The organism is Streptomyces altiplanensis (genome assembly GCF_053591575.1).
Map to the genome: position 1 here is coordinate 62,629 of NZ_JBSFUB010000020.1, position 22,772 is coordinate 85,400.

A 22,772-nucleotide genomic window follows, 5' to 3' on the forward strand; every position below is an offset into this window, starting at 1 on the left:
CGGCACGCACGCGCACCGGACGGGGCACCGGCGGGCCGGCCGGGCCGGTACCAGGACCCGGGGCTCAGCCGATCTCCGCCTCCAGCACCTTCAGCGCCGCCGGCACCGGCTGGAAGAACGTCTCACCGCCCGCCGTGCAGTTGCCGCTGCCGCCCGAGGTGAGACCGATCGCCGTGTCCTCCGTGAAGAGCGAGCCGCCGCTGTCGCCGGGCTCACCACAGACCGTGGTCTGGATGAGCCCGCTGACGACGCTGCCGTTGCCGTAGTTCACGGTGGCGTCCAGCGCGGTGACCTTGCCGTCGTGCACCTTGGTGGTGGAGCCGCTGCGCCGCACCGCCATGCCGACGATCGCCTCGCCCGCCTTGGTGATCGGCTGCGTACTGCCGTTGTAGAGGTTGACCTCGCTCGGGTGCTCCACCCCGTCGTCGTACTTGACGAGCGCGAAGTCGTTGCCGGGGAACGTCGAGACGGCCGTCGTGCCGAGCGCGCCGCCCTTGGAGTCCGCCCACTGGCTGCCGGCCTTGCCGCAGTGGCCCGCCGTGATGAAGTGCGGTGCGCCGCCCTTGACCACGTTGAAGCCGAGCGAACAGCGCGCGCTGCCACTGAGGATCGCGTCTCCGCCCGCGACGAGCGGCTTGAACTCCCCGGCGGACTTCTTCAGTGCGGCCTTCTGGCCGAACGCGCCGACGGCCTTCTCCAGCTTCGCCCACGTGTCGCCCCCGACCGTACGGTCGGCCGTCACGACCACCTTGTTGGTGACCGGGTCGGTGGCCCACGCGGTGCCGGGGATGGTGGCCTCGCCGGCGAGGGTGGACCGTACGGCGGTCAGTTCGGCCAGGGAGTTCTTGACGATCCTGGGCTTGCCGCCCGCTTTCCGTACGCTCTGGGCCGCCGTCTCGTTCATGACGTTGACCACGAGTACCTCGGACTCGCTGTCGTAGTACGCTCCGGCCGCGTCGTCGCCCAGGACCGACTGGAGGTCGGAGGCGAGCTTTTCGGCCCCCGTCGCGGTCAGCCTCTTGACGGTGTGCCGGGGGGTTTCGTCACTGGCGTTCGCGGTCTGGAAGGTGACTCCCGCTGTCATCAGAGCCGCGACACCGGCTCCCGTCACGGCCACGCGCCGCTTGATTGTGCGTCGGTGCTTCACGTAATGACCTCCTGTGGGGGGTTCGGCCCTGCAAGGTGGGGACAGGGCCGTAGTGCGCCCCCCGTGTCTTCACCCTCCGAGTTCTGCCCAGTCGGTCACGTTCGCGAACACGGGGTGCGACCATCTGGGCGGCAGCGAGTGAGGACCCGCCCTGGCCGGTATTCGTCCGCACGACGGCGAGTCCCCGCCCGGTCGGCCGGGCGGGGACTCGTCTGCTGCCGACCGTGGTCGGTCTTCGGGGTGAGTTCTTCTCAGTAGACGCTCACGCCGTACGCGCTCAGGGCCTCGGTGACCGGCTGGAAGAAGGTCGTACCGCCGGAGGAGCAGTTGCCGCTGCCGCCCGAGGTCAGGCCGATGGCGCGGGTGCCGGAGTAGAGCGGGCCGCCGCTGTCGCCGGGCTCGGCGCAGACGTTGGTGCGGATCATGCCGTAGACGATGTCGCCGCCGCCGTAGTTCACCGTGGCGTTGAGGCCGGTGACGGAACCGCTGTGGGTGCCGGTGGTGGAACCGCGGCGGGTGACGGACATGCCGACGGTGGCGTTGGCCGCGCTGGTGATGTCCTGGCTGCCGACGGTGCCGGGGTGCGGGACCGAGGTGTTGGCGTACCGCACGAGGCCGTAGTCGTTGCCGGGGAAGCTGGATCCGGCCGTCGGGCCGATGCTCGTGGTGCGGGCGGAGTTGGTGTACCAGGGCGGGTTGCCGTCGGTGCAGTGGCCGGCGGTCACGAAGAAGTAGGTGCCCGCGCTGTTGCGGACGTTGAAGCCGGCGGAGCAGCGCCAGCTGGTGGCGTAGATCGCGTCGCCGCCGGAGATGAGCTTGGAGAACTTGCCGGGGGTCCGCTCGACGCGGATGGCGCCCGCGTTCGTCCCGGCTTCCCGCTTGATCTTGGCGATCTCGGCGCCGGAGACGGTGCTGTCGGCCGTGACGACCAGGGTGTCGGTCGACTTGTCGATGTGCCAGGCGGTGCCGGCGACATCGGCCTCCAGGACCGCGTCACTCGCGGAGGAGAGCTGGTTGGCGCTGTACGTACGGGCCGTGTCGGCGCTGGCGTTCGGTACGGCGAGCGCGGCGGTGGCGACGAGTCCTGCCGTGACGGCGACCAGGCGGGATCGTCTCGCCACACCGGTGCGGGGGGTGGTGCGCTTGTTCCTCACTTCTCGTTCCTCCCGAGGGGAAGTAGGGGGCCCGCCCGTGGGGTGAAACGGACCCGTGAGGCGCAGTCAGTGAACCCGTCGTCCGGATTCCGGACAGGTTGTGCCCCTGACAAGCGCTGTTCGGGAGTATTCGGGGCGTCAACTGCCCGCGCAAGGGCGCCTTTCGGCCGACCGGGCACCACGACAGGCGGCCCCGGCGGCGCTGGGGCCGACGGGGCTGTGCGGTGTCCGGCGCGGCGTTCCGCGTGATGCCGCGCTCCACGGCGCCGTTCCGTACGGTGCCGTTCCGGTGCTGGGACGGATCAGCGGTCGATCCGGTTCCTCTCCCCCGCCGGGACCGGGACCGGCAAGGTGTTGCCCGGCGGCGGGAACGGGCAGATGAAGTGGTCGGCGAACGCGCACGGCGGCAGCAGCGCCCGGTTGAAGTCGACGGTCACCGTGGAGTCGGCCGCGGGCGCGGGCGGCCGCAGGAACCGGAAGCGGTACGTACTGTCTCCGCTGGTCGCGTCGGCGAAGACCGCCCAGAGCGAGCCGTCGTTCTCGACCGCGACCTGAAGCGTGTACTCGACGCCGTCGATTTCGAAGGCGATCTCCCCGGCGAGGCCCAGTCCGCGCTCGCGCCCGTCCGCGTTCTCGACCTGGATGGTGGTACGCCCTTCCTCGTACGGACGGAAGCGGCCCGGCAGCACCCACTTCGCGTCGTACGGCGTCACTTCCAGGCCCGCGAAGGCGCGTCGCGCCGACGCCCGGGGGTCGAAGACGCGGACCGCCCACAGCCCTTCGCGGCGCAGCACGACCAGCCGCCGCCCGTCGGCCGCGACGCGGGACTCCGGGATCGGCCCGGTGTCCGCGGTCAGCCTGGCCTCACCGGTGAGCGGCTGTCCGTCGACGGTGATCCCGTCCTCGGGCGCGGCGGTCAGGACCACCTCGTCACCGTCGGCCGTCCACTTCCCCGGCACGGCCGGAATTCGACCTTCCGGATAGTCGGAGAGCCAGTGGGTGCCGGTGAGCGAGAGCGGGCCGTACGGCCCGGAGACCGTCTCGACGCGCTGCTCGTGCCAGTGCTTCCAGTCCTGCTGGGGGTCTGTGCTCATGCGCTCAACTTTTCCACACGGGCGCTGCGGGCACGGGGAGCCCGGGACGCCGCCCGCGTCAGCAGTCGCAGCCGCAGTCCGGGCAGTCGCACTTGTGGCAGCAGCCCTCGCGCTTCTTCCTGGACCAGGGTCCTTCGTACTCCGCTGCGCAGCACCACTTGCAGGTGCAGCACAGCCCGACCGCGACGGCGCACCCGGCCCAGAAGCCGCGCCTGCCGGGCCTGCGCGGCTCGCCCGTGAACCCGGGCGGCATCCCACCGGGACCGCCGGGACCGCCGCCGGGCATCCCGGGACCGCCGCCGTAGGGATTGTTCGAGCCGTACGGGCCGTACGGGCCGCCACCGCCGTTCCCGGACGCGGGCGGCGGCGTCCCGTACGCCTGCGCCCGCGCCTGATGACCGCAGGCCGCCGTCCCGAAAGCCCGGTCCACGGCCCGCTCCAGCTCGTGCGCCAGCAGTACGTGCGCCAGCTTGGCGTCCGTGAAGTGCGCGTCGCGCAGCGCCAGCCGTACGCCGTGCACCGCGTCGTCGCACAGCCGGCGCGCCTCGGCGAGCCCGGTGCCGGTCGCGGTGAGCGGGTTCCACGCGCCCGACGCCGCGTCGGCCTGCAGGTCCTCCACGGCGTCCAGCAGGTGCGCGAGCCGCCCGAAGAGGCGCCCCGCCTCCGCGAGCGGCGCCGCGTTCTGCGGCTTCCCGGCGAGCACGGCGGTGTGCGCGAAGGCCGCCGCGGTCGCCGTCTCGGCCGGTTCGGTGACCGTGAGGACGGAGGTGCCGGGGCCCGCCAGCGCCTCGATGCCGGCCTGGCGGTCGACCGCGTCGACGAGCAGCGCGGTGTCGAAGCCCAGCGAGGCACCCGTACGCGCGCCCGCCCTGTCCCAGCCGGCGGCGACCCGGCGCGCGGCCGCGGCCACCGGCCTGCGCGCCAACACCCCGTCCCGGTCGGCGACGTGGTCCCGTACCTTCGCGGAAGCCAGGACCAGTGAGACGGCCGCCGCGAGCCTGGCCCCTTCGCCCTGGGCGACGGGCGCGGTCCGCATCGCGCGCAGCGGGCAGGGGCCGGCGGTGCGCCGCCACCCCGTGACGCGCTCGGACTGAGCCTCCGTCAGGACCGAGACGATGAGCCCGTCGTAGTTGGTGACGACCCTGGCGAGCTGCCCGTGGTCACCGCGAAGTGCCAGGCACAGACCGCAGAGATGGGCCGTCCACTCGGCCCTGAGCCCCTCCGGGAGCCGATGGCTGCAGGGCCTGACGATTCCGAACACGGCCTTCCCCCAGGTGTCGTTCGACGGTGCGTCCGCATCGTACCGAGAGGGTTCGAAGGGGCCCGAGCGGGCACCTGTTCACCCGTCCGTCCCCCTCGTCACCCATGTGGCCCGACGGTCGTATTTTTCACCCTGTCAGCAGCCTTACACGGTGGGAACCTTGACGAATCGCCACAAGTTCTGCACCAGTACCGTCACGAATCACCTGCGCGGCGACTATCCACTTGGCGCGCAATCCGCATGATGGACGACCATAGGGGGAGCGGAACACAGACACGACCGCGGTGAAAGGAGGCGTCCATGGGATCGGTGCGCAAGGCCAGTGCCTGGCTCGGACTCGTCGAGGACAGCGACGACGACCGCTACTACGACGACGAGTACGCCGAGGGAAACAACGAGACAGCCGAGCCCTGGGTCACGGACCCGCGGGTCCGGGTGGCCTCCGAACCGGCCGGGGACAAGAGCCCCAGGATCGCCACGGTCACCCCGGACGGATTCCGGGACGCGCGTGCCATCGGCGAGCTCTTCCGGGACGGCGTCCCGGTCATCATGAACCTCACGTCCATGGAGCCCTCCGACGCCAAGCGCATCGTGGACTTCGCCGCCGGCCTCACCTTCGGTCTGCGCGGTTCGATCGAGCGCGTCGCGACCCGGGTCTTCCTGCTGAGCCCCGCCGACACCGAGGTCGTCAGCGGCGAGGCCGCGGGCCGCGACACGAACGGCTTCTTCAACCAGAGCTGATGGGCGGGGCCGCTCACCGGAAGGCGTCCAGGCCGGTGAGCGCCTTGCCCAGTACGAGCTGATGCATCTCGACGGTGCCCTCGTAGGTGAGCACCGATTCGAGGTTCGTCGCGTGCCGCATCACCGGGTACTCCAGCGAGATACCGTTCGCGCCGAGGATCGTCCTGCTCGTACGGCAGATCTCGATCGCTTCGCGCACGTTGTTGAGCTTGCCGAAGCTGACCTGCTCGGGCCGCAGGCGCCCCGCGTCCATGCGCCGCCCCAGGTGGTGGGCGAGCAGGATGCCCTTGTGCAGCTCGACCGCCATGTCGGCGAGCTTGGCCTGGGTCAGCTGGAACCCGCCGATCGGCTTTCCGAACTGCTCGCGGGTCTTCGCGTAGTCGACCGCGGCCTCGAAGCTGGCGCGGGCCGCTCCCATCGCGCCCCACACGATTCCGTACCGCGCGTGACTCAGACAGCTCAGCGGTCCCTTGAGTCCGGTGACGTCCGGCAGTACGGCGTCGGCGGGCAGCCGCACCTCGTCCAGGACCAGCTCGCTGGTGACCGAGGCGCGCAGCGACCACTTGTGCTTGATCTCGGGCGCCGAGAAACCGGCGGCGTCGGCCGGGACGACGAAGCCGCGGATGCCGTCGTCCGTCTGCGCCCAGACGACGGCCACCCCCGCCACCGACCCGTTCGTGATCCACATCTTGCGCCCCGTCAGCACCCAGTCGCCGCCGTCCTTCTTGGCGTACGTCCGCATCCCGGCCGGGTCGGAACCATGGTCGGGCTCGGTCAGGCCGAAGCAGCCGATGATCTCGCCCGCGGCCATGCCGGGCAGCCAGCGCCGCTTCTGCTCCTCGGAGCCGAAGCGGTGGATCGCGTACATGGCGAGCGAGCCCTGCACGGAGACCAGCGAGCGGATGCCGGAGTCGGCGGCCTCCAGCTCCAGGCAGGCCAGACCGTACTGGACGGCGGACGCGCCCGCGCAGCCGTAACCCTCCAGGGACATGCCGAGGGCTCCGATCGAGCCGAGCTCGCGGGCCAGTTCGCGGATGCCGGGGAGTTCGCCGCGCTCGTACCAGTCGGCGATGTGCGGCAGGACGCGGTCGGCCGCCCAGGACCGTACGGTCTCGCGGATCGCGAGGTCCTCGGGTGCCAGCAGATCGTCGATGCCGATCGGGTCGGCGGGGTCGAACGGCGGAAGCTTCGAAGTGACGGACATTCCTGGCCCTCCGGCGGCTGCTCGGCTTACGGTGCTGCGCAAAACTAGCAGTGGTAGTTACTGCTCGCCGCCGACGTTACGGGGTCAGCGCGCGGCCCGTCCAGACCCGGCCCGCTCCACCGGCTCCCGGCGCGCCGGGACCTTCACCCGGAGTCCGGGTTCCTGGTGTACGGGCGTCTGGGGACCGGGTACCCGGGTGTCCGGCACCGGACGGTCCGGCCCCTTCTCCGGTTCGCGCGCCCCGCAGTCCATCAGCCGCGGCAGCCTCAGCGCGGCCAGCGCCCCGAGCAGCAGCAGGCCCGCGCTGACGAAGAGCGTCACGTGCAGGCCGTGGACGAAGGCGTGCCGCGCCGTGGAACGCAGTGTCTCACCGGCGGTTCCGCCGAGCTGGGACGCGACCGTGTACGCCTCGCCGAGCGAGTTCGCCGCGCCCGCGCTGTCCGCCGGGGAGACCCCGGGAATCGCGGTGACCCCGGGGGCGTAGGCGGCGTTCATGACACTGCCGAGCAGCGCGATGCCCATGCCGGCGCCGAGCTGGTAGGAGGTCTCGCCGATGGCGGCGGCGCCGCCCGCGTGCTCGGCCGGCGCCTCGCTGAGCATCGACTCGTACGCGCCGAAGAGCGTGGTCTGGAGCCCGAAGCCGAGCAGCACGAAGCCGGCGGTCAGGAGGGCGGGCCGGTCGTGCTGCCCCATCTGGGTCAGTACGAGAACGGCCGCGGCGGTCAGCGCGAAGCCGAACGACACCATGGCGCGCGGGCCGAGGCGCTGGAGGGTGTACGAACCGGTGGCGCCGGCCGCCATCGCGGCGAAGGTCAGCGGCAGCAGCCGCAGCCCGGTCTCCAGCGGGCCCAGCCCGAGCACCAGTTGGAGGTACTGGACGGCTATCAGCTCCAGGCCGACCAGCGCCAGCATCGCCAGGACGATGCATCCGACGGAGGTGGAGAAGGCGGGCCTGGCGAACATCGTCACGTCGACGAGCGGATGCGCCCGTGTCTTCTGCCGCCGCACGAAGAGGACGAGCAGTACGGAGCCGACGAGCAGCGGCAGCAGCGTCCTGACGTCGGCGACGCCCTCGCCGGCGCCCGCCCGCTTCACACCGAGGACCACGCCGAGCACACCGGCCGCCGCCATCAGCGCGCCGAGCACGTCCCAGGGCCCCTGGCCGCTCCCCCGGGATTCGGGCAGCAGCCAGCGGCCGGCCGGCAGGATCAGCGCCATCAGAGGGATGTTGATGAGGAAGACCGAGCCCCACCAGAAGTGCTGGATGAGGAAGCCGCCGAGTACCGGCCCGGTGGCGGCGCCGACGGCCGCGACCGCGGTCCAGATGCCGATGGCGACGGCGCGCTCGCGCCGGTCGGGGAAGGCGTGACGGAGTATCGAGAGCGTCGCGGGCATGATCATCGCGCCGCCGACGCCGAGCAGGGCGCGGGCCGCGACGAGGACGTGCGGGGTGTCGGCGAAGGCGGCGAGCGCGGACGCGGCGCCGAAGAGTCCGTAACCGAGCAGCAGGACGCGGCGGCGCCCGACGCGGTCGCCGAGCGTGCCGAAGAGGATCAGCAGCGAGGCGCAGACCAGCGGATAGGCGTCGACGATCCAGAGCAGTTCCATCGCGCCGGGGCGCAGGTCCTCGGAGACGGCCGGGACGGCGATGTGCAGGATCGTCGCGTCGAGGGCGACCAGCAGGAGACTGGCGCACAGTACGACCAGTACGGCCCAGCGGTTGCCGGAGACGGCCGTCGGGTCCGGCCGATGCCGGGGGGCGTCCGCAGACCGCTGTGTTCCGGCCGTGGTCGTCCCTGACATGTACGTACCTCCCAGTAAAATCCCTCGCGCTCGGCGGACCGGCGGGGACGGCGTGTCCAACGCCTCCGCGGGGCCCGGCATCGACGGGCGAGTGGGCCGTCAGAGTACGCGAGTTCACACCCGTGCCGCGTGGCGCACCTCTCATCAGGGCGGACGGCGCGGTGTGGCGTACACCACGCGGCGGAGCCCGTTCTTGATCTTGATCCCTTCATGAGCGGGCGGGAAATTCCGCGTTGAGTTCCGGTGAACCGAATTCGTCGGCACGCATTCACCCTTACGCGCGAACCTCCGAATGAATAGGACGCAAGGCCGCTCCGCTTTCCTGGGACGGCCGGGATAAACTCCCCGATGAGACGCACCCCACATCACATCGTCATCACAAAGATGCCGGATGGGCCGGGCTTGTCACTCACCCGCTGTAACGTCGATTCAGTGCGTACCGACCGAATCTTTGCCCGGCTGGACCGGGAACCGGAGCCGCCGAAGATAGAGATCCCCGGGATGAGCCGTACCCGCACGATCCTCTTCGGTTCGACGATGGCGTTCTACATCGCCATCGTCTGGGCCGTGCTGATCACGTCCTGGCTGGTGGCCCTCGACTGGAAGGTGATGCTGTTCCGGCCGTACGAGCAATGGCCGGAACTCCATCCCTTCCTCGACTACTTCGTGGTGCTCGGCCAGCGCGGGCCCACCGCCGTGATGGTGGCGGCCTGGCTCGGCTGGCGCTCCTGGCGCCAGCACACGCTGCGCCCGCTGCTGGTACTGGGCGCCGCGCTCCTCCTGCTGAACGTCACGGTGGGCGCGGTCAAGCTCGGCCTCGGCCGTCTCGGCCCGCACTACGCGACGGAGATCGGCTCGGCCGAGATGTTCGCGGGCGGCGATATATTTCCTTCCGGCCACACCGCGAACGCCGTGGTCACCTGGGGCATCCTGGCCTACCTGGCCACCACCCCGCGGGCCCGGCGCCATCTTTCGGTGCTCTCCGCCGTCGTCGCGCTGGGCGTCGGCGCGACCACCGTCTACCTGGGCACCCACTGGCTGAGCGATGTGCTCCTCGGCTGGGCCGCGGGGCTGCTGATCCTGCTGAGCCTGCCCTGGTTCGAGCCGCTGATCGGCCGCACCGAGGCCTGGATCTTCGCGGTGCGCGCGGCCTGGCGCGGCGGACGTCGCAGGCTCGGCGCCGCGCAGCCCGCACCGGCCGGCGGCCGCCTGGCGCCGGCTCCCTTCGCGCACCGGCATCCCGCCGCCCCGAACGAGAAGCCGGCCCGCGAGCCGGTGGGCGCGGGCAGCGGGAGCGGCGGCCGCGCCACGGGCGCCAGGGTCACCGGTCACCTCACGCCACGGCCGCACACGGCCCGTTCGGAGCGGACCCCGGTCACACCGGCCGGCAGCCGCCGCCCGCCGCACGCCGACCGTACGGGCGCGACCCGCCCCGGGACGTCGCCCCGGCCGGTGGCCGGCGGCTGACCCACCGCAGGACCCGCGGGGACGGTACGCACAGCCTCCCCCGCACGCGAAGGCCCCGGACGGCTCCCATGGAGCCGTCCGGGGCCTTCGCCGCGTCCCGGGGCCTTCGCGTGTCTGCGGTCAGCCCTGCCAGCAACGGATGACGGTGTCCTTCTCGACCTCGAAGTTGAGGCGCCCCCCCACGTACTCCATGGTGATGATCGAGCCGGGCGGCAGCGCCCTGACGGTGCTCCAGCCCCGGTCTCGGGCCAGTCGCTCCGCATCGGCCGCGTCGAGGCCGACGTAGGACTCGGGGGCGTCGTCGGGCTGTACGGAAGGGTTCGGTACGGGTGCCATGGAACTCACCGTAGGCCGCCGGAGACGGGGACGGAAGCCCGGGGCGCGAGCTGTGTGTCACCGTCCCAGGTGCCTCAGCGGTCACACTTGTGTCACAGGATCACGACGGGCGTTTGACATGAACTCCTTCACCTGAAAGGACCGCCCGGCGTGTCGGGAGGCGAATTGCGCTCCCCGCGAATGATCACGCAATAACAGGTTCTGAATTCATTCCCGGAACCTCGCGGGCGCCTCCCCCCGCAATTGCGCCCGCGAGTCGTCCGGGGAAAATGACAGTCCGTAGCGAATTCACGGGTCCCGCACAGAATCCGCACCACCCGGTTCGGTCCCCACGACCCCACGGCTCCACGGGTCTCACGACCCCACGGGGGTATCCGGTCCCGCGCCACCCCTGCCGGACCGAGGGCAGTACGAGGGGCACGGGGAGCACGCCGGCCGCACGGTCGTGGGCCGCGGACGTTCACGACGCACGGCGGGAGAGCCGGCGCCGGCGGTCCGTGGGGCTACGGCCGTTCACTCGCGTCCGCGGGCCTCCTGCCCGCCGGTGCGTCCGGGCCCAGAGCGCGCGCGAGGAGGTCACGGGCCGACCTGATCCGCTCGGTGAGCTCCGGCGGCTCGACCACCTCGAAGTCGAAGCCCATGAGCATGATGTGAATGACCAGCACGTCCAGGCTCACCGCCCCGGCCCGCAGCAGGCAGCTGTGCGCGTCGACGGCTTCCAGCACGCCGGCGCTGGGCGAGACCGCTTGCGCCGCCTCCTCCAGCGGCACCCGCAGCCGGACCACCGCCGTAGCGGCGTACACCCCGGTGGACACGCCCTTCGAGACGTACGCCGCGAGGTCCTCGGCCGGGGGGTCGCGCGGCACGAAGCGCGGGCCGTGCGGCGGCGCCGGGGTGATCCGGTCCGCCCGGAACGTACGCCAGTCCGCGCGGTCCAGGTCCCAGGCGACCAGGTACCAGCGGCGCTCGGTGCACACCAGGCGGTGCGGCTCGACGGTTCTGCGCGACACAGTCCCGCCGTGGTCGCGGTACTCGAAGCGCAGCCGCTCGCTGTCCCGGCAGGCGTTGGCCAGCTCCGTCAGCACCGAGGCGTCGACGGTGGACGCCTGCGGGCCGCGCAGCATGGGGACGGTGAAGGCGTTGAGCGCGCCGACGCGGCGGCGCAGCCGGCCGGGCAGCACCTGTTCGAGCTTGGCCAGAGCCCGTACGGACGTCTCGCCGATGCCCTCGATGCCCTGCCCCGCGGCGGTACGCAGACCGACCGCGACGGCCACGGCCTCCTCGTCGTCGAGCAGCAGCGGCGGCAGTTCGGCGCCCGCGCCGAGCTGGTAGCCGCCGCCCGTGCCGGGGCTGGCGTTGACGGGGTAGCCCAGCTCGCGCAGCCGGTCGACGTCGCGGCGCACGGTGCGCGGGGTGACGCCGAGCCGTTCGGCCAGGTCGGGCCCCGTCCATTCCCGGTGGGCCTGGAGCAGCGAGAGCAGGCGCAGCAGACGTGCCGAAGTCTCCAACATGAGGGCGAGTCTGCCAGTGTTCGAGGACAGCTACTGTCCTCGAACACCGGCCGCTCCGCCCCTGCTTCCTCTCACTTCGCGGTGTGCTTCGCGGTGTCGAGACGCACGCTGAGGTCGTTGTCGGCGGTGAAGTACGGGTAGGCCGTGGTCGGCCGGGTCACCCGGGGGCCCTCGACCGGCAGCACCGGGTAGCGGAAGACGGTCTTCTTGTCCCAGACGTCGTCCAGGATGCGCCCGATCCGGATCCCCGGCGAGCCGTCGGCCGGGCACAGCCACAGGTCCCACAGCCGCTGCTCGTCCTCGCGCCCCTCGGCCAGCGGCTCGTACGCCAGCGTGAAGGTGAACATGCCGTCCTCCCCGCCCGTCACCAGCGCCCGGCGCACGTCCTTCTTCGCCCCGCGCAGCCTGGCCTCGACGGCCGCGCCCTCGCCGAGCCCGGCCCCGTACAGCCGTCCTTCCACCGTCATCGCGCCGGGCGCGAAGGTGACGGCCCCCGCCTCGGCGTGCGGCGCGCGCAACCAGCTGCGCACCGCGAGCTTGCCGTCGAGGGTCGGGTACGGGATGCGTACGGCGACCTGGGCGCGCCCGGGGTCGGGGGCGCGGTCGACGAGCGAGCGCAGGTCCCTGCGGCCGGGCTCGATGCGCTGTTCGCCGGTCTCGTCCCCCTGGGTGGTGAAGGCGTCCCAGCGGCCCTCGGCCAGCTCGACCGTGCTGGGCAGCACGGCGCGCAGCCGGCCCGCCCCGGCGGGGGTGAGCGGCAGCCGCATCACGTCCGCGGCCGTCTTCCCGCCGCGCCGCCGCAGTACGAGCACGGCGCCCGGCGACGCGTCGCCCACGATGTCGAAGGTGACGCCGCCCGCGGAGTCCGCGATGCAGTGGGCGCGCGGCGGCTCGGTACGGGTGGGGGTGCTGGTCATGCGGTCTGCCCTTTCCGGAGCGCGGAGGCGGCCTTGTGGCGGAGGGTGTACGCCTTGTCGAGTACCGCCCCCCGGGAGAGGTACAGCGCTTCGTGGACCCGGCTGCGCGAGCGGCCGTGTGCGCCGCGCGAGACCAGTTCGGTGAACAGCGCCTCGTGGCGCTCGGCGATGGACCCCGGGTCGAAGCGGGCCGAGTTCTGGAGCGCGGCCGCTCCCATGGTGCGCCGCAGTTCGTCGTCGTCGATGAGGCCGAGGAGCGCGTCGGCGACCGCGCCGGCGTCACCGACCGGCACCAGCCGTCCGTCGGTCCCGTCGGCGATGATCTCGCGGGGTCCGTGCGGGCAGTCGGTGGAGACGACCGGCAGGCCGGAGCGCATCGCTTCGACGATGGTCATGCCGAAGGACTCGTGGCTGGAGGTGACCGCGGCGATCGAGCCCTTGACCCATTCGGGCTCTATGGGGTTGGCGGATCCCATCAGGAAGACGTGGTTGTAGAGCCCGAGTTCGTTGATGAGGGCGCGCAGCTTGTCCTTCTCGTTGCCGCTCGCGTCGCCGCCGCCGTAGATGCGCAGCCGCCAGTCGGGGCGGGCGGCGACGACCTTCGCGAAGGCCCTGATCAGCAGGTCGTACCGCTTGACCTTGGTGAGCCGGCCGGCCGCGACGACCCACTTGGCACTGGCGTCGGCCGGGGCGACGGTGGGCGCGGGCACACTGTTGGGCACGGCCTCGATGCGTACGCCGGGCAGCTTGAGACGGGTGCGGTAGGCGTGGGCGTCGGCTTCGGTGACGGTGGTGACGGCGTCCAGCAGGCCGTAGCGGTGGCTCAGTTCGCGGCGCAGCCGGTAGCTGTGGCCGTCGAGGGTGAGGTGCTCCTGGCCGACCCGCACGGGACCGCGCCTGGCCTGCCGGGTGATGTGCACGTTGAGTCCGGGGCGGGTGCCGACGACGACGTCCGCCTCCAGGGACTTCAGGTGCGCGGCGATCCGGGCGTCGGTGAGGCGGCTGTACTGCTTGTAGCGGCCGTCACCCTCCGGGAAGACCTTGGCGGGGAGCGCGAACCGCTCGTCGTGGCCGTCGTATCCCTGACTCTTCTTCCGGTGGTCCACCAGGTAGTCCAGCCGTACGCCGGCGGGGGCGCCCAGCACCGGCTCGTCGCGGTGGCGGAAGACCGAGACGATCTCGACGTCGTGGTGCTCGGCCAGCGCCTGGGCGAGGTTGAACGTCGTACGGATCGTGCCGCCGATGCCGTAAGCGTTGTGGAGCAGGAAAGAGATGTGCATACGCCGACGTGACTCCCCGTTTTCCCGCGGACCGTGGTGTGGTCGGTGATCCGCGTGCGTGTCAGAAAATGACTGTAACTGGGCAAAACATGATTGGTCTGGTCCGCGCCAAATCGTTCTAATACGGTTGTGACATCGATAGCGCTGACGGAGCAACCAAACTGCCGTTCCATGCATCGGGCCCGGTGGGAAATCCGGGGCACGGCCGCGCCGAACTCCGCCCCGGTACAGCCGTGTTCGGCGCGGAGGCGTCCGGGCCGCAGTCCGTTCCGCCCCGCCCTCCGCCGGCGGAACGACCAGCACGGCCCCGGTCCCGGGCCGGTCCGGGCCGGGGCCGGCCGCCTTCGCGCCGGGCCGGGCCGGTGGAGCGCCTTCCGTCCCCGGGCGGCGAGCACCTTCCCCGCGGCCTCGATCCGCCGCGCTCCCCCGCGTCGACTGCCGGAACAGCGGTCCCTGTAGCGTCCGTTGCCGGTCCGGCCCGCGGCGCGGTCCCGCAGCCCGTGGCCGACGCCGGCATCGGCGGGCGGCGGCGGAACGGGCGGCTCCGACACGGCCCGCGCGCCCGCCTGAAGGAGGGTCAGGACTGCGGCGGGCGGACCGGCCGGCGACCGCCCGGGGCACCGGCACGTTCGAGCCGCCCGCCCGGCGCTCGTTCCGCGCTCCGCGCCGGTCGGTTCGATTCTGTTCGCCTGTTCGCGTGACTCCGGCCACGACTCGCCCGTTGTCTTCCTTGACGAGCCGGGAACCTCCCGGCACCCGCACCGAGCCCGAGGAGTCCCCCGTGCCGCGCATGCTCGACGTCAGCGACGACGTACGCGCCGAGATCGGCGACGAAGAAGCCGACCGGCTGCTCGCCGGCGAGAACGCCCCGGGCAGCTACGACTGCACCTCCTGCCGCACCCAGGGCGACTCCGACACGGAACGCACCAGCACCGTGCTGTTCGTCGGAGACGAAACCGCTGTGCTCGCGTTCGCCCACGCCACCTGCATCCCCTCGCAGGTCGTCCAGGTGGCCGAGGAGCAGCTCCAGGGGGCCGTACGCAGCATCACGGGCGGCAGCCCCGACCTCCCCGGCGCCCAGCACGCCGGCGCGCCCGACCAGGCCGTGCTCGGGGTCACCAGCGGTCTCGTACTGATCGGCGGCCAGCTGCATCCGGCCCTGGTGGTCGAGCCGACCGGCCCCGTCGCCCGTCCGGGCTCCGACGGCAGCACCGACGAGTTCCTCCCGCTCGTCATCGAGCAGGGGTTCCAGCCGGTCGCCGATCTGACCCAGGTGCCCGCCGCGCTGCCCGGCTGGTCCGTCCTGCTCGCCATGGGCCAGCTGCACGCCGTACTCCAGCCCGGGGCCGGCGGTGGCAGCCCGGTCTCCTGGTGGCAGGCCCACCAGCCGCTCCAGGTCACCGACGGATGGCGGACGGCGGCCAACAAGTCGAGCACCGTCCTCGTCTTCGCCGCGCCCGCCGGTGCCATCGGCCAGCAGCCGCGCGAAGACCTGCTGCGCAACGCGCTGGAGAAGGCAGCGGCCCACGGTGTGCTGGCCGCCGCGGCCATGCCGCTGGCCGGCACCTGACGGGCCGTACGCCCGGACGGCGCGCCCGGCGTGCCCCCGCCGAGCGGGTAACCCCCTGCTCGGCCCGCATCCGACGGGCGCTGGGGTCGTTGGCACGTACGTGCACTCATACGACCCCCCACGCCCCCAGCCGTACCAGAGCCAGATCCCCGCGATGCGCCCTTCGCGGGAATCTCAGACCGACCACTCGCACACCCCGATCTACGACGCGCTCTACTCGGAGTACCGCAGGTCCTTCCGGGCCCTGCCCGGCGACCGCAGCGGCGAGGAGCATCTGGGGTTCACGGCCTTCGGCACCGGGGTGCACCGCAGCCCCGGCCCCACCGGTCGCACCGGCCAGGGAACGCACGGCGGGCGCGGCGGTCCCTGGCAGAGCGCCGGCAACGGCAGCCACCACGGCAGCGGCGACGCCGTCGGCAACAGCCCCCACAGCAACGGGCGGCAGCACACCGGGAACCGATTCCCGGCAGCGCTGCCGCCCGCTCCCCGCAGGGGGCTCTAGACCCGCCGGCAGGTCTCCCGCGTCACTTGTTGCGGCCGCGCTTCTCGCGCACCCGCACCGAGATGTGGATCGGGGTGCCCTCGAAGCCGAACTCCTCGCGCAGCCGGCGCTCGATGAAGCGCCGGTAGCCGGCCTCCAGGAAGCCGGAGGCGAAGAGAACGAACCGCGGCGGCTTGGTCCCTGCCTGCGTCCCGAAGAGGATGCGGGGCTGCTTGCCGCCGCGGACCGGGTGCGGGTGGGAGGCGACGATCTCGCCGAGGAAGGCGTTGAGCCTGCCGGTCGGGATCCGGGTCTCCCAGCCCGCCAGCGCCGTCTCGATCGCCGGGACCAGCTTCTCCATGTGCCGGCCGGTCTGCGCCGACACGTTCACCCGCGGCGCCCACGCGACCTGGGCGAGCTCGGTCTCGATCTCGCGCTCGAGGTAGTAGCGGCGCTCCTCGTCGAGGGTGTCCCACTTGTTGTACGCGATGACCAGCGCGCGGCCCGCTTCGACGGCCATCGTGATGATCCGCTGGTCCTGCACGCTGATGGACTCGCTCGCGTCGATCAGTACGACCGCGACCTCGGCCTTCTCGACGGCGGCGGCGGTACGCAGCGAGGCGTAGTAGTCCGCGCCCTCCTGGAGGTGGACACGGCGGCGGATGCCGGCCGTGTCGATGAACTTCCAGGTGATGCCGCCGAGCTCGATCAGCTCGTCGACCGGGTCGCGGGTGGTGCCGGCCATCTCGTTGACGACGACGCGGTCCTCGTTCGCCACCCGGTTCAGGAGCGAGGACTTGCCGACGTTCGGGCGGCCGATGAGCGCGATGCGGCGCGGGCCGCCGACGGCCTGGCCGAAGGTCTGGGCCGGTGCCTCGGGCAGCGCTTCGAGTACGGCGTCCAGCATGTCGCCGGTGCCGCGGCCGTGCAGCGAGGAGACCGGGTGCGGCATGCCGAGGCCGAGCGACCACAGCGCGGTGGCGTCCGCCTCTCCGCTCTGGCCGTCGACCTTGTTGGCGCAGAGCACGACGGGCTTGCCGGCCCGGCGCAGCAGCTTGACGACGGCCTCGTCGGTGTCGGTGGCGCCGACCGTGGAGTCGACGACGAAGACGACGGCGTCGGCCGCCTCGATCGCGTACTCGGCCTGGGCGGCGACGGACGCGTCGATGCCGAGGACGTCCTGCTCCCAGCCGCCGGTGTCGACGACCTTGAAGCGGCGGCCCGCCCATTCGGCCTCGTAGGTGACACGGTCACGGGTGACGCCGGGCTTGTCCTCGACGACGGCCTCGCGGCGGCCGATGATGCGGTTCACCAAGGTCGACTTGCCGACATTGGGGCGGCCCACGACGGCGAGGACGGGCAGCGGGCCATGACCGGCTTCGCCGATCGCGCCTTCGACCTCTTCGGCGTCGAAGCCTTCCAGCGCGGCGAGCTCCATGAACTCCGCGTACTCGGCATCGCCAAGTGCTCCGTGCTCGTCGCCGGAGTGAATCTGGTCGTTCATGAAGTCCGTTCCTCGTTCATCATCGATGGACCACCGGTCATTCCGCGCGGTCCACTACTCAAGTCTCACTCAGCGCCCGGTGAAACGCCGGGCACTTTCCAGGTGGGCGGTCAGCCGCTCCTGGATCCGTACGGTGGCCTCGTCCAGCGCCTTGCGCGTGCGCCGTCCGCTGCCGTCGCCGGCCTCGAAGGGGTCGCCGAACACGACGTCCACCCGGCTGCGCAGCGGCGGCAGGCCCGGTATCAGCCGGCCGCGGCGGTCCGTGGAGCCGAGCACCGCCACCGGGACGATCGGCGCCCCGCCGCGTACGGCGAAGTACGCGAGCCCGGCACGCAGCGACGCGAAGTCGCCCTCGCCCCTGGTGCCCTCCGGGAAGATTCCCAGCACCCCGCCGTCCGCGAGGACGCCCAGCGCGTTCGAGATCGCCGTGCGGTCGGCGGTCGCACGGTCCACCTTCAGCTGACCGATTCCGCGCAGGAACGGGTCGAGGGGACCGACGAACGCCTCTTTCTTGACCAGGAAGTGCACCGGCCGGGGGGCCGTCCCCATCAGCATGGGCCCGTCGACCATGTGCGAGTGATTCACGGCCAGGATCACCGGACCACTCACGGGCACCCGCCAGGCGCCGAGGACGCGGGGCTTGAACAGCCCGTGCATCAGGCCGATGCCGATGCCCCGTCCGACCGCCGCGCCACGCAGCGTGGGCGCCGTCACTTCGCGGCCCGCTTCCCCTCGACCAGGGTGACGACACACTCGATGACCTGGTCCAGCGTGAGGTCGCTGGTGTCGACCTCGACCGCGTCGTCCGCCTTGGCGAGCGGCGAGGTCTTGCGGCTGGAGTCGGCCGCGTCCCGCTTCAGCAGGGCCTCACGGGTCGCGGACACGTCCGCGCCCTTCAGCTCGCCGCTGCGGCGGGCGGCGCGCGCCTCGGGAGAGGCGGTCAGGAAGATCTTGAGGTCCGCGTCCGGCAGCACGGTCGTACCGATGTCGCGTCCCTCGACGACGATACCGAGTGCGGCGCCCTTCGCGATGGACCGCTGCAGGTCGGTGATCAGGGTGCGCACCTCGGGCACGGCGCTCACGGCGCTCACCTTGGAGGTGACCTCCTGGGTGCGGATCGGCCCGGAGGCGTCGACGCCGTCCACCGTGATGGTCGGAGCGGACGGGTCGGTGCCGGAGACGATCACGGGCTTGCCCGCGGCGTCCGCGATGGCGACGGGGTCCGTGACGTCGATGCCGTTGCTCAGCATCCACCAGGTGATCGCCCGGTACTGGGCACCGGTGTCCAGGTAGCTGAGACCGAGCTTGGCGGCGACGGCCTTGGAGGTGCTGGACTTGCCCGTGCCGGAGGGGCCGTCGATGGCGACAATCACTGCTGCCGGGGCGGTCCGGGCGGCGGTTTCCACGGTGTAGGACACCTTCCTGGTACACGGGCTTGGGCGGGCGGGGACCCGACGGGCCCCACACAAGGTTACCGAGTCCCCGGCCCCGCCCTCGACGCCCCTGCGAAGCCACCGCAAACCGGACACCGCGGCGGTGCGCGAAGGCGCCGCTACTGGCGGATCGACCAGCCCCGCTCGCGCAGTGAGGCGCTCAGCCCGGGTGCGGCCGACGGCTCCACCATCAGCTGCACCAGGCCCGCCTGCTGCCCGGTCGCGTGCTCGATGCGCACGTCCTCGATGTTGACGCCCGCACGCCCCGCGTCCGCGAAGATCCGGGCCAGTTCACCGGGACGGTCGCTGATGAGGACGGCGACGATCTCGTACGCCGCCGGGGCGGCCCCGTGCTTGCCCGGCACGCGCTCGCGGCCCGTGTTGCCGCGCCGCAGGACGTCCTCGATGCCGTCGGCGCCGCCCCTGCGCTTGTCGTCGTCGGCGGACTGGAGGGCCCGCAGCGCCCGGACGGTCTCCTCCAGGTCGGCCGCGACACCGGTGAGCACGTCCGCCACGGGCCCCGGGTTCGCGGAGAGGATCTCGACCCACATCCGGGGGTCGGAGGCGGCGATGCGGGTGACGTCCCTGATGCCCTGACCGCACAGCCGTACCGCCGTCTCGTCCGCGTCCGCCAGCCGCGCCGCGACCATCGACGAGACCAGCTGCGGGGTGTGCGAGACGAGCGCGACCGCGCGGTCGTGGGCGTCGGCGTCCATCACCACGGGCACGGCCCGGCACAGCGCGACCAGCTCCAGCGCGAGGTTGAGGACCTCGGTGTGGGTGTCTCGGGTCGGGGTGAGGACCCAGGGGCGGCCCTCGAAGAGGTCGGCGGTCGCGGCCAGCGGGCCCGAACGCTCCTTGCCGGACATCGGGTGCGTGCCGATGTACGAGGCGAGGTCGCAGCCCAGCGCCTCCAGCTCCCTGCGCGGTCCGCCCTTGACGCTGGCGACGTCGATGTACGCGCGGGCGGCCTGGCGCCGCATGGCGTCGGCCAGCGTCGTGGCCACGTGCGCCGGCGGTACGGCGACGACGGCCAGGTCGACGGGGCCTTCGGGCACCTCGTCGGTGCCGGCGCCGAGCGCGGCGGCGGTGCGGGCCTGCGCCGGGTCGTGGTCGGTGAGGTGGACGGTGACACCGCGCCCGGCGAGGGCGAGGGCCGCCGAGGTGCCGATCAGGCCGGTTCCGATGACGAGGGCGGTTCTCACTGGGCGATGTCCTTGCGGAGGGCGCCTGCGGCGCCGAGGTAGACGTGGGAGACCGACGACTTGGGCAGGTCCGACTCGACGTGCGCGAGGATCCGCACGACGCGCGGCATGGCTCCCGCTATGTCCAGTTCCTGGGCGCAGATCAGCGGTACGTCGACGATGCCGATCTTGCGTGCCGCGGCGGCCGGGAAGTCGCTGTGGAGGTCCGGGGTGGCCGTGAACCAGATGCTGATCAGGTCGTCGGAGGTGAGCCCGTTGCGCTCCAGGACGGCCGAGAGCAGCTCGCCGACCTGCTCGTCCATGTGCCCGGCTTCGTCCCGTTCCAGCTGGACGGCCCCACGCACCGCTCGTACTGCCACGTCGTGCTCCTCGTTCCGTACCTCATGTGCCCTGCTTGATCCAGCGTAGTTGGGCAGGTCCCGGCGGGGCCCGGCGCGTTCCGCAGGTGAGACGCGCGGGTCCGGCCGTGCCCGGCGCCGTCCACGGCCCGCCCGGATTGGGCTGTCGGACGTACAGCGGCCGCGTGATGCGGCATTCGCGCCCGGGATGCTTCTTCTGCGGGGCGATGAGCGCGAAGATGCTGCCCTTCGCGCCGAACCTCCGGTGCGACGGGCAGGAGGAGCACGTGATGGGCAAGGGTACGAGCCGCCGGGCGGTCCTCGCGGCCGGAGCCGCGGCCGCGGGCACCGCGCTGGTGGCGGGTTGCGGCAACGGCGGCGGGGAAGAGACCGGCGACGGCCTGAACGGCGGCGCCGAGGAGACCGAACCGGCACCCTCGGATTCGCCCGCCCCCTCCGGTGGTGCGTCACCCACCGGGGAGGTTCCCGATGGCGGTGCGGCGCTCACCAGGACCTCGGAGATCCCGGTGGGCGGCGGCAAGGTCTTCGCGGGCGAGAAGGTGGTGGTGACCCAGCCGGAGCCGGGCACCTTCATGGCCTTCTCCGCGGTGTGCACGCACCAGGGCTGCACCGTCAGCAGCGTCGAGGACGGCACCATCAACTGCGCCTGCCACGGCAGCAGGTTCCGGGTCGCGGACGCCTCGGTCGCGGGCGGCCCGGCCCGCAAGCCGCTCCCGCCGCGGCAGATCACCGTGGAAAGTGGTTCGATCCGGCTCGCCTGACGCGGCACAATCCGGAGCATGAACCCGCCCGCCGCCCCGCCGACGCCCGAAGACCTCGTACGCCACCACACGGTCTACTCCTGTGTGATGGGCTCGCGCGCCTTCGGCCTGGCGACGGACGGCAGCGACACGGACCGGCGCGGCGTCTTCGTCGCGCCGACGCCGCTGTACTGGCGTTTCGAGAAGCCCCCGACGCACGTCGAGGGTCCGATGGACGAGCAGTTCTCCTGGGAGCTGGAACGCTTCTGCGAGCTGGCCCTGCGCGCCAACCCCAACATCCTGGAGTGCCTGCACTCCCCGCTGGTCGAGCGCGTCGACGCCACCGGCCACGAGCTGGTCGCCCTGCGGGACGCGTTCCTCTCCCGCCGGGCCCACCAGACGTTCGTCCGGTACGCGGCCGGCCAGCGCAGGAAGCTGGAGGCGGACGTACGGCAGCACGGCGCCCCGCGCTGGAAGCACGCCATGCATCTGCTGCGGCTGCTCGGCAGCTGCCGCGATCTGCTGCGCACGGGCGAGCTGGTGATCGACGCCGGCGAGGAGCGCGAGCGGCTGCTGGCGGTCAGGCGGGGCGAGGTGGCGTGGCCGGAGGTCGAGCGCCGGATGGAGCGCCTCGCGGCGGAGGCGGACGCGGCCGGGGCGAAGAGCCCGCTCCCGCCGGAGCCGGACCGCCCCCGCGTGGAGGACTTCCTGCTCCGTGTACGCCGCGCCTCAGCCCGCTGAAAGAGCGGCCGGCGCGCCTCCCCGGCCCGGGGTGTCCTGCGTGTCGCGGGTGAGCCTGGCCCGGACGACGAGGTCGTCCAGCTGCTCGTACGCCGCCGCCTCGGCCGGAAGCCGTGACGCCGCCTGCGCCGCGTCGAGCACGGCGTGGAGGGCGTCGACGTCCTCACGCAGCCGGTCGCGGTCCGGTCCCGGGGCCGCCCCGTGCTCGGCTTCCGCCTTGGCCGCGATCAGTTCCCCCAGGTACGCCGGGGCGTCCACCTGGGCCAGCAGCGTGGGCAGATGGGCCTGCACCTCGCCGCTGCGCATCAGGTGGATGCCGGTGAGCAGCACCCGGAAGGTGTAGAGCAGCGGCTTCAGCTCCCCCGTCCTCTCGAAGAGCCGCCACTGCGTGAGCGCGAACCCGCGGTAGTGATGCGCGTGGTGGCTGGTCAGCACGGACGGCGCGAGCGCCGCCAGCTCCGCGTGCGCGTCGCTCGTGCGCACCACCAGCGGCGAGAGCAGCTGCTCCAGCACATAGCCGTTGCGCCGCAGCATCAGCCGTACGAACTTCCGCAGGTCGTGCGTGACCAGGTCCATCTCCACACCGTCGCGCACCCACATGCGGCTCCGCGTCTCCTCCGGCTCCCCCAGGCCGACGAGGGCCGGCACGGGCAGCAGGTGCGCGCCGCGCAGGTCCACGTCCGAGTCCCGGGACGGGAACCCGTACAGGTGCGCCCCGGAGACGGACGCGAACAGCAGCGGATCGGTCTCGTCCGCGAGGACGGGGGCGAGGTCGGTGTCCGGCAGCCCGGCCTCGCGCAGACGCTTCTCGTACGCACTCATGG

At 72.3% G+C, this 22,772-nt stretch carries 22 protein-coding genes; 6 read left to right on the forward strand and 16 right to left on the reverse strand.

The window, feature by feature from the left end; genetic code table 11:
* Positions 1-64 precede the first annotated feature (64 nt).
* The 4 genes from ACWD0Y_RS12720 to ACWD0Y_RS12735 form a co-directional block, all read right to left on the reverse strand.
* Entirely contained in the window at positions 65-1,147 is a 1,083-nt protein-coding gene (locus tag ACWD0Y_RS12720; protein WP_450260360.1) for a S1 family peptidase, read from the reverse strand.
* A 251-nt stretch (positions 1,148-1,398) separates the two neighbouring features.
* On the reverse strand, positions 1,399-2,301 hold the full coding sequence (locus ACWD0Y_RS12725) for a S1 family peptidase (protein WP_450260361.1): 903 nt from the start codon (positions 2,299-2,301) through the stop codon (positions 1,399-1,401).
* Between the two features lie 302 nt (positions 2,302-2,603).
* A complete protein-coding gene (locus tag ACWD0Y_RS12730; protein ID WP_450260362.1) occupies positions 2,604-3,395 on the reverse strand; it encodes a DUF1684 domain-containing protein in 792 nt (263 codons plus the stop codon).
* Positions 3,396-3,453: 58 nt separating this feature from the next.
* On the reverse strand, positions 3,454-4,656 hold the full coding sequence (locus tag ACWD0Y_RS12735; RefSeq protein WP_450260363.1) for a DUF5685 family protein: 1,203 nt from the start codon (positions 4,654-4,656) through the stop codon (positions 3,454-3,456).
* Positions 4,657-4,956: 300 nt separating this feature from the next.
* Between ACWD0Y_RS12735 and ACWD0Y_RS12740 the strand changes: the two genes are divergently transcribed.
* Entirely contained in the window at positions 4,957-5,397 is a 441-nt protein-coding gene (locus tag ACWD0Y_RS12740) for a cell division protein SepF (RefSeq protein ID WP_093801549.1), read from the forward strand.
* A 13-nt stretch (positions 5,398-5,410) separates the two neighbouring features.
* Here ACWD0Y_RS12740 and ACWD0Y_RS12745 read toward each other — a convergent pair whose 3' ends face one another.
* Both ACWD0Y_RS12745 and ACWD0Y_RS12750 read right to left on the reverse strand, forming a co-directional pair.
* On the reverse strand, positions 5,411-6,601 hold the full coding sequence (locus ACWD0Y_RS12745; RefSeq protein ID WP_450260364.1) for an acyl-CoA dehydrogenase family protein: 1,191 nt from the start codon (positions 6,599-6,601) through the stop codon (positions 5,411-5,413).
* Positions 6,602-6,685: 84 nt separating this feature from the next.
* Entirely contained in the window at positions 6,686-8,404 is a 1,719-nt protein-coding gene (locus tag ACWD0Y_RS12750) for an MFS transporter (protein ID WP_450260365.1), read from the reverse strand.
* A gap of 432 nt (positions 8,405-8,836) precedes the next feature.
* Between ACWD0Y_RS12750 and ACWD0Y_RS12755 the strand changes: the two genes are divergently transcribed.
* Positions 8,837-9,871 (forward strand): phosphatase PAP2 family protein, encoded by a 1,035-nt coding sequence (locus tag ACWD0Y_RS12755; RefSeq protein ID WP_450260366.1) that lies wholly within the window; start codon positions 8,837-8,839, stop codon positions 9,869-9,871.
* A 120-nt stretch (positions 9,872-9,991) separates the two neighbouring features.
* Here ACWD0Y_RS12755 and ACWD0Y_RS12760 read toward each other — a convergent pair whose 3' ends face one another.
* From ACWD0Y_RS12760 to ACWD0Y_RS12775, 4 genes are all read right to left on the reverse strand, one after another.
* The gene (locus tag ACWD0Y_RS12760; RefSeq protein ID WP_450260367.1) at positions 9,992-10,207 is read right to left on the reverse strand and encodes an I78 family peptidase inhibitor; all 216 of its coding nucleotides are present in this window, start codon (positions 10,205-10,207) and stop codon (positions 9,992-9,994) included.
* 503 nt (positions 10,208-10,710) lie between these two features.
* Positions 10,711-11,718: a helix-turn-helix transcriptional regulator gene (locus ACWD0Y_RS12765; RefSeq protein ID WP_450260368.1), complete on the reverse strand. Its 1,008-nt coding sequence runs from the start codon at positions 11,716-11,718 to the stop codon at positions 10,711-10,713.
* Between the two features lie 71 nt (positions 11,719-11,789).
* Entirely contained in the window at positions 11,790-12,635 is an 846-nt protein-coding gene (locus ACWD0Y_RS12770; RefSeq protein ID WP_450260369.1) for a transferase, read from the reverse strand.
* Positions 12,632-13,915 (reverse strand): glycosyltransferase family 4 protein, encoded by a 1,284-nt coding sequence (locus tag ACWD0Y_RS12775; protein WP_450260370.1) that lies wholly within the window; start codon positions 13,913-13,915, stop codon positions 12,632-12,634. The genes ACWD0Y_RS12770 and ACWD0Y_RS12775 overlap by 4 nt, the downstream gene beginning before the upstream one ends.
* Positions 13,916-14,696: 781 nt before the next feature.
* On the opposite strand from ACWD0Y_RS12775, the gene ACWD0Y_RS12780 reads away from it, so the two are divergent.
* Positions 14,697-15,485: a hypothetical protein gene (locus tag ACWD0Y_RS12780; protein ID WP_450260371.1), complete on the forward strand. Its 789-nt coding sequence runs from the start codon at positions 14,697-14,699 to the stop codon at positions 15,483-15,485.
* A 154-nt stretch (positions 15,486-15,639) separates the two neighbouring features.
* Positions 15,640-15,987, forward strand: coding sequence for a hypothetical protein (locus ACWD0Y_RS12785; RefSeq protein ID WP_450260372.1), 348 nt, complete (start codon positions 15,640-15,642; stop codon positions 15,985-15,987).
* A 22-nt stretch (positions 15,988-16,009) separates the two neighbouring features.
* Here ACWD0Y_RS12785 and der read toward each other — a convergent pair whose 3' ends face one another.
* The 5 genes from der to aroH all read right to left on the reverse strand — a co-directional run bounded on the left by der (position 16,010) and on the right by aroH (position 20,467).
* On the reverse strand, positions 16,010-17,470 hold the full coding sequence (der, locus tag ACWD0Y_RS12790) for a ribosome biogenesis GTPase Der (protein WP_093801539.1): 1,461 nt from the start codon (positions 17,468-17,470) through the stop codon (positions 16,010-16,012).
* 69 nt (positions 17,471-17,539) lie between these two features.
* Positions 17,540-18,127 (reverse strand): lysophospholipid acyltransferase family protein, encoded by a 588-nt coding sequence (locus ACWD0Y_RS12795; RefSeq protein WP_450260385.1) that lies wholly within the window; start codon positions 18,125-18,127, stop codon positions 17,540-17,542.
* A gap of 53 nt (positions 18,128-18,180) precedes the next feature.
* Entirely contained in the window at positions 18,181-18,888 is a 708-nt protein-coding gene (gene cmk, locus ACWD0Y_RS12800; RefSeq protein ID WP_093801538.1) for a (d)CMP kinase, read from the reverse strand.
* A 134-nt stretch (positions 18,889-19,022) separates the two neighbouring features.
* Positions 19,023-20,108: a prephenate dehydrogenase gene (locus tag ACWD0Y_RS12805; protein WP_450260373.1), complete on the reverse strand. Its 1,086-nt coding sequence runs from the start codon at positions 20,106-20,108 to the stop codon at positions 19,023-19,025.
* Positions 20,105-20,467, reverse strand: coding sequence for a chorismate mutase (gene aroH, locus ACWD0Y_RS12810; RefSeq protein WP_450260374.1), 363 nt, complete (start codon positions 20,465-20,467; stop codon positions 20,105-20,107). The genes ACWD0Y_RS12805 and aroH overlap by 4 nt, the downstream gene beginning before the upstream one ends.
* A gap of 107 nt (positions 20,468-20,574) precedes the next feature.
* On the opposite strand from aroH, the gene ACWD0Y_RS12815 reads away from it, so the two are divergent.
* Both ACWD0Y_RS12815 and ACWD0Y_RS12820 read left to right on the forward strand, forming a co-directional pair.
* The gene (locus ACWD0Y_RS12815) at positions 20,575-21,228 is read left to right on the forward strand and encodes a DUF6529 family protein (RefSeq protein ID WP_450260386.1); all 654 of its coding nucleotides are present in this window, start codon (positions 20,575-20,577) and stop codon (positions 21,226-21,228) included.
* An 18-nt stretch (positions 21,229-21,246) separates the two neighbouring features.
* Positions 21,247-21,948 carry a nucleotidyltransferase domain-containing protein gene (locus ACWD0Y_RS12820; RefSeq protein ID WP_450260375.1) on the forward strand — a complete coding sequence of 234 codons (702 nt, stop codon included), beginning with the start codon at positions 21,247-21,249 and terminating at the stop codon, positions 21,946-21,948.
* On the opposite strand, the gene ACWD0Y_RS12825 is transcribed toward ACWD0Y_RS12820, so the two are convergent.
* Complete coding sequence (locus ACWD0Y_RS12825) at positions 21,937-22,770, reverse strand: nucleotidyltransferase domain-containing protein (RefSeq protein WP_450260376.1); 834 nt, start codon at positions 22,768-22,770, stop codon at positions 21,937-21,939. The genes ACWD0Y_RS12820 and ACWD0Y_RS12825 overlap by 12 nt on opposite strands.
* Positions 22,771-22,772: the final 2 nt, after the last annotated feature.

Bases quoted from the DNA above. Each gene is read 5' to 3' on its own strand.
- ACWD0Y_RS12825 (WP_450260376.1), bottom strand. From the start codon at position 22,770: ATGAGTGCGTACGAGAAGCGTCTGCGCGAGGCCGGGCTGCCGGACACC.
- ACWD0Y_RS12765 (WP_450260368.1), bottom strand. From the start codon at position 11,718: ATGTTGGAGACTTCGGCACGTCTGCTGCGCCTGCTCTCGCTGCTCCAG.
- ACWD0Y_RS12745 (WP_450260364.1), bottom strand. From the start codon at position 6,601: ATGTCCGTCACTTCGAAGCTTCCGCCGTTCGACCCCGCCGACCCGATC.
- ACWD0Y_RS12730 (WP_450260362.1), bottom strand. From the start codon at position 3,395: ATGAGCACAGACCCCCAGCAGGACTGGAAGCACTGGCACGAGCAGCGC.
- ACWD0Y_RS12795 (WP_450260385.1), bottom strand. From the start codon at position 18,127: ATGCACGGGCTGTTCAAGCCCCGCGTCCTCGGCGCCTGGCGGGTGCCC.
- ACWD0Y_RS12775 (WP_450260370.1), bottom strand. From the start codon at position 13,915: ATGCACATCTCTTTCCTGCTCCACAACGCTTACGGCATCGGCGGCACG.
- der (WP_093801539.1), bottom strand. From the start codon at position 17,470: ATGAACGACCAGATTCACTCCGGCGACGAGCACGGAGCACTTGGCGAT.
- ACWD0Y_RS12750 (WP_450260365.1), bottom strand. From the start codon at position 8,404: ATGTCAGGGACGACCACGGCCGGAACACAGCGGTCTGCGGACGCCCCC.
- ACWD0Y_RS12785 (WP_450260372.1), top strand. From the start codon at position 15,640: ATGCGCCCTTCGCGGGAATCTCAGACCGACCACTCGCACACCCCGATC.
- ACWD0Y_RS12770 (WP_450260369.1), bottom strand. From the start codon at position 12,635: ATGACCAGCACCCCCACCCGTACCGAGCCGCCGCGCGCCCACTGCATC.
- ACWD0Y_RS12740 (WP_093801549.1), top strand. From the start codon at position 4,957: ATGGGATCGGTGCGCAAGGCCAGTGCCTGGCTCGGACTCGTCGAGGAC.
- ACWD0Y_RS12820 (WP_450260375.1), top strand. From the start codon at position 21,247: ATGAACCCGCCCGCCGCCCCGCCGACGCCCGAAGACCTCGTACGCCAC.
- ACWD0Y_RS12760 (WP_450260367.1), bottom strand. From the start codon at position 10,207: ATGGCACCCGTACCGAACCCTTCCGTACAGCCCGACGACGCCCCCGAG.